This is a genomic window from Amaricoccus sp. W119 (assembly GCF_047275745.1).
Lineage (GTDB): Bacteria > Pseudomonadota > Alphaproteobacteria > Rhodobacterales > Rhodobacteraceae > Amaricoccus.
On the sequence record NZ_JBKQWU010000047.1, the window covers coordinates 13,889 to 27,837 of the forward strand.

General features: G+C 63.1%; 11 protein-coding genes and 7 pseudogenes. 14 read left to right on the plus strand and 4 right to left on the minus strand.

From position 1 onward, the window contains the following. Nucleotides 1-117 precede the first annotated feature (117 nt). Nucleotides 118-1,608 (minus strand): annotated as a pseudogene (locus ACLJK8_RS17410) (AAA family ATPase); the annotation flags it as partial. A 28-nt stretch (nucleotides 1,609-1,636) separates the two neighbouring features. On the opposite strand from ACLJK8_RS17410, the gene ACLJK8_RS17415 reads away from it, so the two are divergent. The 3 genes from ACLJK8_RS17415 to ACLJK8_RS17425 are packed head-to-tail and all read left to right on the plus strand — an operon-like array spanning nucleotide 1,637 to nucleotide 5,567. Continuing rightward, nucleotides 1,637-2,266, plus strand: a complete 630-nt coding sequence (locus ACLJK8_RS17415; protein WP_413151618.1) for a PP2C family protein-serine/threonine phosphatase — start codon at nucleotides 1,637-1,639, stop codon at nucleotides 2,264-2,266. A gap of 7 nt (nucleotides 2,267-2,273) precedes the next feature. Then, entirely contained in the window at nucleotides 2,274-3,125 is an 852-nt protein-coding gene (locus ACLJK8_RS17420) for a M15 family metallopeptidase (RefSeq protein ID WP_413151619.1), read from the plus strand. A gap of 6 nt (nucleotides 3,126-3,131) precedes the next feature. Further along, nucleotides 3,132-5,567 (plus strand): ImcF-related family protein, encoded by a 2,436-nt coding sequence (locus ACLJK8_RS17425; RefSeq protein WP_413151620.1) that lies wholly within the window; start codon nucleotides 3,132-3,134, stop codon nucleotides 5,565-5,567. A 255-nt stretch (nucleotides 5,568-5,822) separates the two neighbouring features. Here the strand turns inward: ACLJK8_RS17425 and ACLJK8_RS17430 are convergent, their stop codons facing one another. Beyond that, nucleotides 5,823-5,975, minus strand: coding sequence for a hypothetical protein (locus ACLJK8_RS17430; protein WP_413151621.1), 153 nt, complete (start codon nucleotides 5,973-5,975; stop codon nucleotides 5,823-5,825). A 32-nt stretch (nucleotides 5,976-6,007) separates the two neighbouring features. Here ACLJK8_RS17430 and ACLJK8_RS17435 point away from each other — a divergent pair. The 4 pseudogenes from ACLJK8_RS17435 to ACLJK8_RS17450 all read left to right on the plus strand — a co-directional run. Continuing rightward, nucleotides 6,008-6,484, plus strand: a pseudogene (locus ACLJK8_RS17435) (transposase); the annotation flags it as partial. A gap of 26 nt (nucleotides 6,485-6,510) precedes the next feature. Then, nucleotides 6,511-6,657 (plus strand): annotated as a pseudogene (locus ACLJK8_RS17440) (transposase); the annotation flags it as partial. A 22-nt stretch (nucleotides 6,658-6,679) separates the two neighbouring features. After that, nucleotides 6,680-6,985, plus strand: a pseudogene (locus ACLJK8_RS17445) (transposase); the annotation flags it as partial. Between the two features lie 16 nt (nucleotides 6,986-7,001). Continuing rightward, nucleotides 7,002-7,541 (plus strand): annotated as a pseudogene (locus ACLJK8_RS17450) (IS3 family transposase); the annotation flags it as partial. A gap of 8 nt (nucleotides 7,542-7,549) precedes the next feature. On the opposite strand, the pseudogene ACLJK8_RS17455 reads toward ACLJK8_RS17450, so the two are convergent. Next, nucleotides 7,550-7,672: pseudogene (locus ACLJK8_RS17455) on the minus strand (transposase); the annotation flags it as partial. 135 nt (nucleotides 7,673-7,807) lie between these two features. Between ACLJK8_RS17455 and ACLJK8_RS17460 the strand changes: the two are divergent. The 7 genes from ACLJK8_RS17460 (at nucleotide 7,808) to ACLJK8_RS17490 (ending at nucleotide 13,738) form a co-directional block, all read left to right on the plus strand. Beyond that, nucleotides 7,808-8,644, plus strand: a complete 837-nt coding sequence (locus ACLJK8_RS17460; protein WP_413151622.1) for a VWA domain-containing protein — start codon at nucleotides 7,808-7,810, stop codon at nucleotides 8,642-8,644. After that, on the plus strand, nucleotides 8,638-9,801 hold the full coding sequence (locus tag ACLJK8_RS17465; protein ID WP_413151623.1) for a hypothetical protein: 1,164 nt from the start codon (nucleotides 8,638-8,640) through the stop codon (nucleotides 9,799-9,801). Before ACLJK8_RS17460 ends, ACLJK8_RS17465 begins: the two co-directional genes overlap by 7 nt. After that, the gene (locus tag ACLJK8_RS17470; RefSeq protein ID WP_413151624.1) at nucleotides 9,802-10,515 is read left to right on the plus strand and encodes a hypothetical protein; all 714 of its coding nucleotides are present in this window, start codon (nucleotides 9,802-9,804) and stop codon (nucleotides 10,513-10,515) included. 4 nt (nucleotides 10,516-10,519) lie between these two features. Then, the gene (locus tag ACLJK8_RS17475) at nucleotides 10,520-11,335 is read left to right on the plus strand and encodes a MotA/TolQ/ExbB proton channel family protein (protein WP_413151625.1); all 816 of its coding nucleotides are present in this window, start codon (nucleotides 10,520-10,522) and stop codon (nucleotides 11,333-11,335) included. Between the two features lie 527 nt (nucleotides 11,336-11,862). Then, a complete protein-coding gene (locus ACLJK8_RS17480) occupies nucleotides 11,863-12,492 on the plus strand; it encodes a hypothetical protein (RefSeq protein ID WP_413151626.1) in 630 nt (209 codons plus the stop codon). A 14-nt stretch (nucleotides 12,493-12,506) separates the two neighbouring features. Next, nucleotides 12,507-13,196: a hypothetical protein gene (locus ACLJK8_RS17485; protein ID WP_413151627.1), complete on the plus strand. Its 690-nt coding sequence runs from the start codon at nucleotides 12,507-12,509 to the stop codon at nucleotides 13,194-13,196. Further along, nucleotides 13,196-13,738 (plus strand): hypothetical protein, encoded by a 543-nt coding sequence (locus tag ACLJK8_RS17490; RefSeq protein WP_413151628.1) that lies wholly within the window; start codon nucleotides 13,196-13,198, stop codon nucleotides 13,736-13,738. Before ACLJK8_RS17485 ends, ACLJK8_RS17490 begins: the two co-directional genes overlap by 1 nt. A gap of 9 nt (nucleotides 13,739-13,747) precedes the next feature. On the opposite strand, the pseudogene ACLJK8_RS17495 reads toward ACLJK8_RS17490, so the two are convergent. Continuing rightward, nucleotides 13,748-13,834: pseudogene (locus ACLJK8_RS17495) on the minus strand (IS5/IS1182 family transposase); the annotation flags it as partial. Nucleotides 13,835-13,949 lie beyond the last annotated feature (115 nt).

Consider the following 13,949-nt stretch of genomic DNA (forward strand, 5'->3'; position numbering starts at 1 on the left):
AGAGCGAGAATGATCCGCATGCCCCGACCCCCATCTTTATATCGTGCAGTCTAGCAGAAAGGGCGTTTGGCGGGGAAAATATCGGAGAACGGGGGCGCGCCGGCGCACGGTCTCCCCTCACTCGAACGCATACGAAAACCCGTCGTCGCCAACTCCCACTGTCACCCGCGAGAGCGCCGCACCCTCCAGCGTCCGGCGCAGGAGGCCCGCGCTCAGATCCGGCAGGACCGTGTTCGTCAGGATCGCGTCGATCATCCGGCCACCCGACTCGAGCTCCACGCAGCGGGCGCGCACCATCTCCAGCACACCCGGGCCGATCACCAGTTCCGCCTCGTAGCGCTCGCTCAATTGCCGCCCGATCCGGGCGAAGCGGGCGGTCGCGATCTGGTCGATCATCGCATCGCTCAGCGGATAATAGGGCACCGTAATCACCCGGCCGAGGAAGGCGGCGGGGAAGACAGCGAGCAGCGGCGGGCGGAGCGCGCGGTCGAGCTCGGCCACCGCCCCGCGCTTCCGGCCCGCCTCGGTCGCGCGCATGATGACCTCGGAGCCGACGTTGGAGGTGAGCAGGATCAGGCAGTTCTTGAAGTCGATCCGGCGCCCTTCGCTGTCGTCCATCATTCCCTTGTCGAAGACCTGGAAGAAGATCTCGTGCACGTCTGGATGCGCCTTCTCCACCTCGTCGAGCAGGACCACCGAATAGGGCTTGCGCCGCACCGCTTCGGTCAACACACCGCCTTTGCCATAGCCGACATAGCCCGGCGGCGCACCCTTCAGCAGAGAGACCGTATGCGCTTCCTGAAACTCGGACATGTTGATGGTGATCAGGTTCTGCTCGCCGCCGTAGAGCGTGTCGGCGAGGGCGAGCGCCGTCTCAGTCTTGCCGACGCCGGAGGGGCCACAAAGTAGGAAGACGCCGATCGGTTTCTCTGGCGCGCCCAAGCCCGCGCGGCTGGTCCGGACACGGGCCGCGATCATTTCCATCGCGTGATCTTGCCCCACGACGCGCTCGGCGAGGATGCCGGTGAGGTTCAGCGCCTTCTCGGTCTGACTCGCCAGCATCCGGCCCATCGGAATGCCGGTCCAGTCCCTCGCCACCGCCGCCACCGCGTTGCGATCGACGGAGGGCAGGATCAGCGGTGCCTCGCCCTGCGCCTCGGAAAGGCGCGTTGTGAGCGCGCGGAGTTTGGCGAGATCGGTCTCGCGGTTGGGGGCGGGCGCTTCCGTCCCGGTTTCCGGTTCGGGAGCGGTCGGCGGCGCCTCCCCCTGATCGAGTGTCGCGCCTTCGCCGCGCAGGTGCGCGCGTAGCGCGAGAATGTCGGTCACCAAGCCGCGCTCCACCTCCCAGCGAGCTTCCGCCGCTGCGATCTCGGGCGTCAGCGCGGCGAGAGCCGCGTCGAGCTTCCCACGTCGGGCAGCGACGTTGAGGCCGATCGCAGCCTCCCGCTCGTGAATGCCGCGCTCCAGCTCTAGCATCGCGCGGCGGCGGTGGAGATCCTCGACTTCCGCCGGAGTCGCGTGCTGGGAAACCGCGACGCGGGCGCAGGCGGTGTCGAGCAGGCTGACCGCCTTGTCCGGCAATTGCCGCGCCGGGATATAGCGGAACGAGGACGCGCTGCTGACCGATCCGACCGGTGTGCTCTGGGCGGTGGCCGACGGGATGGGCGGGCACGGGCACGGCGATCTCGCCGCTGATCTCGTGATTGACGCGCTGGCACGGATGCCGCATGGCGACGCCGGGCGCGCGGACCTGCTCGCCGCGCTTGGCGAGGCGCATGCCGATGTGCGGGAGCGCGCGCAAGCCGATGGTCTGGGCGAGATCGGCGCCACCGTCGTCGCGCTGATGCTTCACGGGCCGCTCGGCCTTCTTGCCTGGGCGGGGGACAGCCGGGGCTATCTGCTTCGGGGGCGCGGGCTCACACCGCTGACCCGCGATCATTCCGTGGTGCAGGAACTGATCGACCGGGGCAGCCTTTCCGCGACCGAGGCGGCGCGGCATCCGCATTCGAATATCGTCACCCGTGCGATCGGCGCCGGGCCCGCGGTCACGCCCGATTTCGCCGAGGTAGTTGTGGAACCCGGTGACCAGCTGCTCCTCTGTTCGGATGGGCTTACGCGCTGCCTCGCCGATGCTGAAATGGCGACGCTGCTCGCCGGCGCGCCCGATCCAGAAAGCGCATGCGTCGCCCTTGTCGAGGCGACGCTGCGGCGCGGCGCCCCGGACAACGTGTCGGTGGTGGTGATCCACGCCGCCAGGCCGGCGTGAGGTCGAGGTGCGGACGCAGGGACTCCTCGGCGCGGTAGTGATCGGTGCCAGCATCGTGCTCGCAGCCATCGCCTTCGCGCTGGTGGGCCACCTGCTGCGGGCGGCGAACGACACCGGACCGGAGGCCATGCTCGCGCGGGTCAACCACGATCTCGACGCACAGGAGGCTCGCATCGGCGCACTGGAACAAGCAGTCGAAGCGCTGCGCGACGAGGTCGAAATCCTGAACGCGCCTTCGGATCCGCATTCGCTCCCACCCTCGGTGGTAGTCCCTGCCCGCGATCAGTTCGGCGGCGCAGCGCCGATCCCGGAGGACGAGAACCTCGTCGAAGGGATGCGGCTCGCCACTGCCCGGTTCAACAGGGGCATCGAGCGCCCCATGCCGGAAAGCCTGCGCGCCCTGCTCGGCGAGCCGCGCGACAGCTATTCGGACGCCTGCCAGCCCGTGACAAACCCGAAGCTGCTCCGGCTCCTCGAGACGCGCCAGATCGGGCCATTCCGAGTCACGATGGTCCGCCCCGCGCTCGACTCGCTCGCGAAGATCATGGCCGATCTCGAGGCGGCGGATCCGGCGATACACGCCGCGCTCGGCACAGCTGGGGCGCTTTGCGCGCGGCATGTGCGGGGCGCACCGGGGAGCGTCTCCTCCCATGCCTGGGGCATGGCGATCGACCTCACCCTCGCCGGAGATCTCGACCAGATGGGCGACAAGTCGACCCAGTTCGGTCTCGTCGTGCTCGCGGAATTCTTCAATGCCGAGGGATGGTATTGGGGCGCCGGCTACGGGCGCGAGGATTCGATGCATTTCGAACCGGGCGAGGCGCTCCTGCGCGACTGGCACGCGCAGGGACTGCTCTGAAGCGCGATGGCGGAATCAGAGGCGCCGCGCACGATCATCCGCTCCCCCGCTGGGCCGGAGCGCGGGGACATATTCGCCGGTCTCGCCGGACCGCTGCTCAAGCTGGCCACGACGACGGCGCGCGATCCGGACCCCGATCCCGAAGCCATCGCGCGCGAAGCCCGGACGCGCGTGGAGGCGTTCGAGACCTCGGCGCTGCGCGCGGGCCTGCCGCGGGAGGCGATTGGTTCGGCGCGCGACGCGCTGCTCGCGGTGCTCGCGGCGCGGGCGGGGTCCAATCCGGCCATGCCGCCGCGCGCCTGGACTCGCGCCATCCAGCGACGGCTGCCGGGCACTCCAATACCGGACGCGGATCTGATTGCCGGCCACGCGGAAGAGGCCGCGCGCTCCGCCGCCGACCAGGATCTCGCGCGCTTCCTGCGCCATTGCTCCGAGGCGGTCCGCGCGGCGCATCCCGCGCGGGCCGCCGAGCCTCCGCCTTGGGGGTTGATCGTTCCTTTGGCCGTTTGCCTCACTCTGGCTGCCTGGACCGGATGGGCCGAATGGCGCTACGCCGGGCGCCTGCTCTCCGGGCTGCCCGCCCCCGAGGTAATCATCGCGACGGCCGGGGGCGGACCGGCGGAGGCGGCCCGGACACTCGACAGAACCCGGCGCGTGGTCGATGAGATCGCAGCGCGGGCGGGCGGCGGCCCGCTCGGCCTCGCACCACTGCTCGGTGCCCATGCGCCCGGTGCCATCGCCCGCGCGCGCTACGCCGCCGTGGTGGATCACCTGCTCCCGCCACTGCTCGCCGCGGCGCTCTCCGAGGCGCTCGCCTCCGAGGGCAAGTCGGTCGAAGCCTACGACACCCTCCGAGCGCGCGCCATCCTCGACGGCGCAAGCCCCTGGCAGCCAGAATTCCTCGCGGGCTGGATGGAGGCCCGCGCAAGCGGCGACCGGCAGCTTGGCGATCTCGCGCCCCACGCGGCCGCGCTGTCCGGACCCCATGCCACCCTGCCCGCGCCGGATCCCCCATTGGTCGATCAGGCGCGCCAGATCGCGGCCGAGGGCACACCCGCCGATTATGCCTTCCTCGAACTGACCCGCGACCCAGCGGCACGTGCCCTGCCCGGCTGGTCCGCGACATCGATCCCAGGCCTTTCGGATATCCTCGTCAGCCGCTCTGGCCAGCCGGTCGCCACGCCGGTTCCAGGCCTGTTCACTCGCGCGGGCTGGACCTACGCCGGCGCCGATGGAGCCCGGCGCACGATCGACCGGGCAAGCCGCGAATGGCTCACCGTCACGCGCACGCCCTTGCCTGCGATCGTCCCCGAGGCGGCGGTGATGGCGCGCCTGCGCGATGCTACCCTGACCGTCTGGACAGAGAAGCTCGCCGATTTCCGCGTCCGCCCCTTCACAGACCAGGCGGGTGCGCTCCTGGTCAGCGGCACGCTCGGCCAGCCACGTTCACCACTCGAAACCCTGTTTCGCGCCACCTGGACCGAGGTCGGCGGCACGGACCGCGACCGCTCCGCGGCGGACCAGATGGCCATCGACGCCGCCTTCGGCGCCACGATCCGCTTCGCGGAAGCCGGCGAGATGGTGGCGATCAGCCAGCTCTTCGCCGGCCTGAACATCGAGCTCCGGTCAATCGATCGCGACGAAGACCAACGGCTCATGAACATCCAGAGCCGCGCCGTTTCCATTGCTACCCTCGACCGAGCTCCCCGGCTGGTCACGCAGATCGTCGAGGATGTGCTCGCCCAGGCCGCCGCGACGCGAGCCGATGCACGCAAATCCCACGCCGCTCGGCGCTGGAGCGGTGAACTGCTCATATCCTGCCGGGTAGCGCTCGATGGTTACCCGTTCAGTCCCGAGGCAACGGACGCGGATCTCGACGAGGTCCGCGCCTTCCTGCGACCGGACGGCGCCCTTGGCCGGTTCGTTGCCGCAGATCTCGCCACCTTGCTCGATACGAGCGTCTCGCCCTGGTCCTGGAGACCCCAAGCGAGGCTCTCGGGCTACACATCCGAAAGCGCCGCCTTCCTGGAACGCGCGCTCGACGCCGGCGGCGCGCTCTTTCCCGAAACGGGTGGCGGCTTCACGGCCGCGGTCCTCGCTCGGACCGGTGCCGGCGCGACGACCACGATGATCGGCGGAACGCGTGCTGATATCGACGCGACCGAGACGCTCGCTACCCTCGCCTGGCCAGGTCCCCAGCCATCGGCGGGCGCGCGGATCCTCCTCACCGCCGAGGTGGCGGCGGATTGGCCCGGCCCCTGGGGCCTGCTCCGGCTCATCGACGATGCGCATGTCCGCGCGCGAGACGACGGCAAGCGCTTCCTTCTTGACCTTCGCGTGTCGGATCAACGGATATTCATGGAACTCATGTTCCCGTCCCCACTCAATCCTATCGCCGCGCAACCCAGTATCCCCGGCTTGGTTTGTCCGCGCGCCCTTTGAGCCCACAGGCGGCGTCTCGACGAGTTACTGGCGGCAGCAGTGAAGTGATGCGGTTGTCTAATCGCAGCTGAGGGGTCAAGCCTGAGTTTGCCAGAATGACGCTACCGGGTGCATGGTTGTCTTCGCGGTCGACACTGGCCGCCGCATGATAGAGCGTTCGCGGAACGAGCCTTCAATGTGGACGACGCACTCTGCTGAGATAGCGGTGCAACCCCATCAGCGGAATGGCTCGGCTCACGTCCCGGCAAGGACGTCTCAGGCGTTCAGGATCTCAATACGAGCTGATTTTACGATGCGGCCCGGTACGGTAACCTGACGTCTGGAAATTTGATTTGCGCGGGCGCTGGGGCCGTGCTCGATCAGATGTTCCAGGAGGACCTCGACCGCCGTATCCTTCCGTTCGTCCATTCGCGCTTCTCCATGGGTGGTTTCGCAACTCCATGGGATACCAGGATGGGCGCCTCTGCCGGGCATGCCCGGCAGAGGCGCCCAGCGACATCGCCTCTGTCTTTGGCCGCGCGTTCGAGCTTGCCCTGCAGATCGAGTGGGAGCGGTTCCTGCGCGCCGGCCCCTGCGAGCGCACCGCCGAGCGCCAGGGCTACGCGAACGGCTACAGGCCCAAGCGCATCGACACGCCGGCCGGCACGGTCACCGTCGACGCTCCCAGGACCGCCGGCCATGATGGGGAACCGTTCTACCCGCGATCGCTGGAGCGCGGCCGCCGGGCGGTGCGCGCGGTGATGCTGGCGGTGGCGGAGATGTACATCAAGGGCGTGTCGACCCGCGAGGTCGAGGCGGTGATGCGCGAGTTCGGCATCGAGAGCCTGTCCTCGTCGCAGGTCAGCCGCGCCGCCAGGTTGCTCGATGACGAACTGGAAGCCTGGCGCGACCGGCCTCTCGGCGAGATCCGGTATCTGATCCTTGACGCGCGGCTCACGAGAAGATGCGCCACGGCGGGGTCGTCCGCGACGCCGCCGTGCTCTCGGCGATCGGCATCGGCCCGGACGAGCGCCGCCGGGTGCTGGGCGTCTCGGTCGCCCTCTCCGAGGCGGAGGTCCATTGGCGCGCATTCCTGGGGAGCCCGCGGGCGCGCGGCCTGCGCGGCGTGGAGTATGTCGTCTCCGACGATCACGCCGGCCTGCGCGCCGCCCGCGGGGGCGGTGCTGGGCGGCGCGACATGGCAGCGCTGCCCGTTCCACCTCGCCCGGAACGCCATCCATCACGCGCCGAGCCTCGCGATCCCCAAGCGCATCGGCGCCGAGTTGCGCGCCGTCTGGAACGCAGCCTCATTGGCGAAGGCCGAAGCCGCCCTCGCCGAACTGGTCGCGACCTACCGCGACACCGCCCCGAAACTCGCGGCATGGCTGGACGAGAGCGTGCCCGAGGGCCTCGCCGTCTTTGCGCTGCCCGAGCACCACCGTCGTCGCATGCGCGACCGTGCGCCGACGGGGCGGGCGCAAGCGGGCGATTGGAACGCGGGCGCCGATGGCCCTGCCGGAGCGGCCGAACCAGCGCTGGAGCCTCGACTTCGTCTCCGACCAGCTGAGCGACGGCCGTCGCTTCCGCGTCCTCGTCGTGGTCGATGACTTCACCCGGGAGTGCCTGGCGCTCGTCGCCGACACGTCGTTGTCCGGCGCCCGGGTCGCCCGCGAGCTCGACGATCTCGTCGCCGAACGCGGCCGGCCGCTGATGATCGTCAGCGACAACGGCACCGAGCTGACCTCGCGTGCCATCCTCGAGTGGCAGGAGACCCGCGGTATCGGGTGGCACTACATCGCCCCAGGAAAGCCGATGCAGAACGGGTTCGTGGAGAGCCTGATCGGTCGCTTCCGCGACGAATGCCTCAACGAGCACCTGTTCCGCAGTCTCCTCGCCGCCCGGCGGCTCATCGCGGAGTGGCGGATCGACTACAATACCACCCGGCCGCACACGAGCCTCGGCGGCCTCACCCCCAATGCCTTTGCAACCCGGGCCGGATGGGACCACAGGATGCCGTTCAGAACTCGGCGGTCATCAACACGGGGAACTCCGCGCGGCTTGTTTGGCAACAGAGGCGAGAGGATCGACCATTCATGGTCGGTCAATTCGTACCGGCGACGCGTCATTCAGGGCTCCCTCAGTTTCGAGCCTTGAATCAGCCACACAAGCAAAACGCCAACCAGATTTATGGGTTTGCCGCCTAGCGAATCTGCACATCCGATGCTAGCCTACAATAGGTTGATTATATACATGAGATGTGTATGCTCAGGAAGCGCTCAACTCCCGACTCAGGCGGGTTTTTCGAGGTATTCAGCGATCTGATATTCGGAGTAATGGCAATTTTTGTGTTACTTTTTGTAATAATTATATCTCAGATAAGACCTGATCAAGAGAGTCAACCATCTGTTGATCTAATGATAGCAATAGATGTAAGTGCATCTATGGGAGATCCTCTAAAAGAACTGAAGGAAAGCCTTTCTGAACTGGTTGAAAACTTTCCATCCGTTATACGTGACTTTAGAGTTGGTACAGTTATATATGCGGATTGGGTCGGTCATGGGGGCATCAATATCTTTCCGTTGACGACAATGGACGGCCGCGGGAAGAGTGCGCTGCTCGATTGGATTGGATCCATTCAGCAGAAGAGCGGTATCGTAGATACGAACTTAGCGATCGAAACGGCGATCGCGGAGCTTGGTTCTCCTGGTGATCAGACGCGACGGCGATCACTTCTCTTGATTGGGGACGTGGGCCCCTTCGAGATGCGCGGCGGGCAACAGCTGCAAGATCCAAGCGGAAATCGTCCTCTTGATACGCGTTTCGTAAGCGAGGGTGTCGAACTGGTGCGCGCATTCGCAGAGTCTAGCGATGAAAGTCGTGTCCTCGTTTTTTTTCCCGATTCGGAGGGCTATAGCTTCGAAGGAAAACGCTATCAGCGTTGGGCCTATAACGAGTCAAGAGACTTCTTCTGCACGGCGGCTCGAGCGGCCGGTCCAAAAGGTGAATTTCTCGACCGCGATGGAAGATTGATGTGGTCGCTTCTATCGATGTTTCTGACGGTCGAGGATCTTGAGGGCAAAGAGGGCGCAGCGTGCTAGGTACCCGAGAAGAGATTTCAAATGTCCGTTTCAAAGCATTGATCGTGGTCGTGCTGATTGGATCGGCCATGATCGGGTGGCTATCGGCGCAAGTCGCGGACAGCAATGGTATATTGACCAATGCGCGTGCGTTGATCGAGGCCGACGAGGATATCTTCGATTTGGATAGTGATACGATCTCGGCTGAGGATCTGGATCCCGTTGCCGTTCTCGCAGCGCTCGATGATCTCGCGGCGCACCCGGATGACCCATTGAAGCCTGCCGGCATCGCGGGCGTAACCGATGAGCAGATTGAAGCCCTCCATCAGGACGACGTGGCCTTCATACTGGATGATGCGCTTGCCATCGCTCGAGATGCTATAGCCGAAAGCCCGCGCTACCTGTTCGAAGTGGGACGCGTGGCGCTCTACCACGGAGAACCGAATGCCGCCTTCGATCTCTTGATCGAGGCGGCCGAAGCTGGCAGCGCGGCGGCGGCGGGCTACCTCGGCTGGTTGGCAGAGGACGATGCAACCGCGCACGCGTGGCTCTCCCAAGCAGTCGCGGGGGGATTCGCTTCGGCGCAACAGATACTCGATGACATGACCGCGCTACCGTCGAGAACCACTGCCCAGGCGTCTCCACAGATTCCAAAGCGCAGCGTTGCCGACATCACCGAAGGCTTCCAACGTGCTGACTTGCTCAAGGCGATGGTCGAGAAGGACTATGAGTATCTGCGGCAGTATCGCACCGAATCGATCAGCTACATGTTAAAGCTCAATAGCGTTCTGACAGATCCGTCTGCATGGTTTCGTACAAATTCTGCCTTTTTTGAGCAGGATCTCGATCCTGAACTCATGCTAAATCTAAATTATATTACGGCGACCGATCCTGATTACCTTCAGGATATAGTCGAGATCGGCGTGGGGGGGCTGTGGGGTATGTTTCAGAGTCTTGCCAGCGAGCGCCAATCACAACAGAATGCGGGCACTTGGGATCCGGCCGCGGAAATCGCCGCTGCCAATCGAGGGTCAATCCAACATACCCAACAGATAGCGCTCCTCACTACCGCGGCCGAATGGGACGGAAAGCGGCTGCTCGCGCTCTATGCTGAGGATCCCGAAGCGTTCCGTGAGATCTACAGGGGCATGGTAAGTTACGTTCGGGGAGCGCTCTGAGTGTCGCAGATGCTTCTTGGCATTCTCGCCGCTTTCGCAGTCTCCGTTCCGGCAATCGCCGCCGATAGAACGGGGACCATCCCGCAGATCGAGGGCTTTAAGAAGGGCGCCAATGTCTACTTGGCGGAAGCGAACAGTCGCCCACCGCCCAAGGCCCAGATCACAAGACCGAAGTCGCCGCGAGTCCAGCTTGGCCGGGCAAGCCTCAAGCCGCGAAGCGCGTTCAAGCAGGCCGCTGGAAATGCGACGGTGGTGTCCAAGGGGCGCGGCAGCTTTTTCACGCCAGCTTCCGGAAACCCAAAGGCGGATATCCTTCGCGGAGCAACGCTTGTGGACCGCACGCAACTGTTACGCTCCAAGAGAACGTTCGACAAAAATGTATCTAAGGATACAAGTAAATCGCGATCAAGGACTGATAACACCTCTTTTCACTACAATAAGCATGGTGGAGATTTTGGCGCTAGAAATCCGACGCAATATGCAAAAAAGGCACGAAGTTTCCGAAATAATCCGCCAAAAGGCTCGCTTCAAAGGAATCTTCCGGACGGCAGGAAGGTACTTTATCATCCAAATACAAATACTCTAATGGTAGTTAAGTCAAACGGAAGAATAGGTACATTCTATAAGCCAAAACCAAAATCAGACAATCACTCTAGTGGATACGATAAAAGATACAAGAATCCAATGGATTACTTTATTCGCGGATTCAATTGAGAAAATGGCAGAAGCCAAAGAGTCCGCGACGCTAGCGGCAATTTCCTCTGACCTGACCCACAAGTCGGGACTGTCCGAGTGGCGGCGCTGGTGTTTCGTTCTGGCTATCGCCGCTGGTGTCGTGGTCGTGCCGGTGCTGGGAGGCCCAGCCCTTTCCTCCGTCCCCATCGATCTTGTCTTCTATGTACTGATTGTTGGTGTAGCAGCCATCACGATAGGACGCAGCTACTCCGACGCGCGTTATTTGCAACACGAGACGGATCTCGCCACCAAACAAGTCCTGGATCTGGTTGAGTTGGATGATATCTCGTCATTTCTGGAGGCGTCCGAGCGGAGCCAGTTTCGTAGTCACATCGAAGCGCTCTACACCATATTTCAGCAGGATACGGAGATCAGTCAGGATAACCTGATTGAATTGCTGCGGGAGCGCCTCGAGGCTCGGAACCGACTTTCCGAGCTCTTCTCTTCGATATTGATTACTCTTGGGTTGATCGGCACGATCGCTGGCCTCATCATCATGGTGTCGAAGCTTCGAAGTTCCATGGGAGACTTCGACCCATCGAGTGGTGACGAACTGATCAAGGAATTGATGCAAGACGGAGGCGCACTGTCTGGTCTCGACACGGCCTTCTACACCACTCTTCTTGGGGCGGTTCTGGGCGGCGTAATGCTTCGGGTTCTAACGAACGTAGTAGGATCTAATATAGTTAGATACACCGCCTACATCGCTGAGCTAACGGAAATCTATGTCCTGCCCTCTTTGCGTAACATGGCGCGCCAACTCGACGAGAACGGCTACTACCGCAGGCAGGGGCAATGAACCAATCGCGCTCGCCGGGAAGCGACCGGCCGTTCAAGTTTAGATGCTCCGGGTGCGAGGCAGAGATCACAACCACCTACGCGGCCGTTGGCCAGGAAGCGGCTTGTAGCTCCTGCGGGCAGGTTTCAAAGGTACCGCTTCCCAGGGTAGGCCTCGGGCTCAAAAGGAGCGCGCCTTCGGATGTCCGGAGCTCCGAAGCCGCCATGACCGCACCCGATCCTTTTCCTCCGGAGCGGAACCACGAAGCAGTGGCATCGTTCCGGGATCCGCCGGCTGACTCGGTGAGCCTAGGTCCGAGACATGGGCCGTCCGCAGGGCTAGGTGACGAGAACGCCGGTGGCCAGGACGGGGCTCAGCGGGGAGGTGGCCATTCGGGTCATTCTTCGTCTCGACCGGACTCCGGTAGAGTAACGTTGGGACGGGCCGTACCTTCCGGAACCATCAAAGAATCCAATAAGGTACGAGGTAATGAGACAAAGATCGGGAGCGAACTTCGGTCCGAAACCAGTGGACGAATTCGTTACCCGATGCTCATCCTGACAGCGGTCTCAATTTTCGGTTTTCTATTTGGCGGCGTGATCTATACGTTGACCGGAGAACCCGGGAGAAACGTTGAAGTAATAGGCGACGACAGTGCCGAGGTGCTGACGGATCCGGATCCATCAGCCACCGATCCCGTCGCATCCCAACCGACACCAAGCGCCCCCGAAGATGATGTCACACCGCAACCGAGCCCGAGCCCGATCAACATGGAGGTCGCCGAGAGAGTCTCCGCGCAGTGGACCCTGTTGGTGCGCCGCTTCGAGGCCGCCGGCAGCACCGTTGAAGAGATACGACGACTGTCGCGGGAAGCGCAAAATCCGCTGTTCGCGGAGGACACCGAGTTCGTGGGCTCCATTCTCACCAGGGTCGATCAGCTCAAATCTCAGATCGAAGATGACCGCCGAGCATCCGAAGATGGTATTTCTTTACTTCAGGGTATTCGTAATGAATATCCAGATATTTTTATCGCATCAACGCAAAATCTTCGTGACACCTACGCGGCCCAAGGAAGACAAAATCCGATTCAATATATCGATCTTCTAGATACAGCTACGGCGCAAATCGATAGCACTGTTTTCCAGCATATATGGGAATCCAGATTCTCCATCGATTAAGGGGGTCAGAAGAAATGAGAAACTTTGCGATACGGAATGGTCTGTACCTCAGTATAGCCCTGTCACTATCCGGGTGTTTGAATACGCCGGATGGGCAGCCGAACGACATAGTCAATGCCGGCTTAGCTGGCGCGGGCATCGGTGCGCTGATCGGGGCTGTCACTGGCGACGACGGCGGCGAACGGACGAGAAACGCTGCGATCGGAGGGGTAGTTGGCGGTGCCATCGGTGCGGGCGTTGGCAGCGTCGCCGCCAAACGGAGGGTGGCCTATAATGCCGAGTCCGCGTCTCTCGATACCGAGATCCGAAACGCTTCGAATGATCTCGCGGCGAGCAAAAACGTGGCAAGGAGCGCTCGATCCGCGCTCGAGTCCGAGAACCAGCGATTGGCCGCGTTGAAACGCCGTTCGGAACAGGGGCAGAACATAGCGGCCGATACCGAACGCAGCAAGCAGCGCCTCAAGAGGCAGATTGCAAGCCTCGACGCTGAAAAGGCTAGCCTTGCCGAGGAGATAAGTCACTATGAAGCGGTTCTGAGCTCGGCACGAGCCGAACCAGGCGAGGATCCGGCATCGGTTCAACAGAAGGTCGCTCAGCTTGAAGCTCGCAAGCGACAGTTGCAGGAGCAATATCAAGATCTGAACAACATTCAGCGGAACACCCGGACGGCCGTGAACTCGGCCGGCTCTCTAGGAGAAGTCTGATGAGGCACCGAGCGTTCCGTGTGAAGATTAGGCCGGTTCTGGGTGCATTGGGCATCGCTCTCACTGGTTGTGCCGAAACCCCGAATTTCGAAACCCCTTCTACGTTCGACATGATCTTTCGATACGATACCTTGCAGGAGCACTTAGCCGAGCGGCGCCGTCTCCTCGAGAACCTTCAGGGTGAGGCGCGGGCGGCCGAGGCATCCGCACAACGCTCATTGGGGATGCTTCGTGCCGCTGAGCAGGAGAGTGCGACGCTTGAACATTCAAATGCTGCGAATGCACAAGGAAGCGCTGAGCTCGAAGCGCTGAGATCTGAACTTTCTATAGCCTACGACGAGTTGGCTCGTGCGCGCTCTGAGGTGGACCGCCTTAGGCGAGAAGAGCCTAGTCGTCAGGAGCAGGTTGCTGCTGATCGGTCGGCGATCGCAATGCTCAACGAACGAGTTGCGCGTCTTGATCAACAAATCGCCGCGTTGGAGCAAGCCATCCAAGATGCGATCTCCTCGCGAAAGCGCGTGGTGTTACGGCAGAGTTCCTAGGGCGTCGACTCATAAACTCTGACACCAGGTCCTCGCGGCTATGAGCTTGACGGCGGCGAGGAAGTTCTCCGGGTCCTTGTCGTAGCGTGTGGCGATGCTGAGAGCGGCGGTGCAAAAACCGGCCACGGTAGCGGCGGGATAGTCCGGCCGCGGGCGGAGTAAAATCCGGCCACCTATTTCCCTTCTGCATTGAACGCAGGAGGGACAGGGG

Coding starts and splice junctions, on each gene's coding strand:
- ACLJK8_RS17460 (WP_413151622.1), top strand. CDS start 7,808: ATGCTCAGGAAGCGCTCAACTCCCGACTCAGGCGGGTTTTTCGAGGTA.
- ACLJK8_RS17430 (WP_413151621.1), bottom strand. CDS start 5,975: ATGGACGAACGGAAGGATACGGCGGTCGAGGTCCTCCTGGAACATCTG.
- ACLJK8_RS17475 (WP_413151625.1), top strand. CDS start 10,520: ATGGCAGAAGCCAAAGAGTCCGCGACGCTAGCGGCAATTTCCTCTGAC.
- ACLJK8_RS17490 (WP_413151628.1), top strand. CDS start 13,196: ATGAGGCACCGAGCGTTCCGTGTGAAGATTAGGCCGGTTCTGGGTGCA.
- ACLJK8_RS17480 (WP_413151626.1), top strand. CDS start 11,863: ATGCTCATCCTGACAGCGGTCTCAATTTTCGGTTTTCTATTTGGCGGC.
- ACLJK8_RS17425 (WP_413151620.1), top strand. CDS start 3,132: ATGGCGGAATCAGAGGCGCCGCGCACGATCATCCGCTCCCCCGCTGGG.
- ACLJK8_RS17485 (WP_413151627.1), top strand. CDS start 12,507: ATGAGAAACTTTGCGATACGGAATGGTCTGTACCTCAGTATAGCCCTG.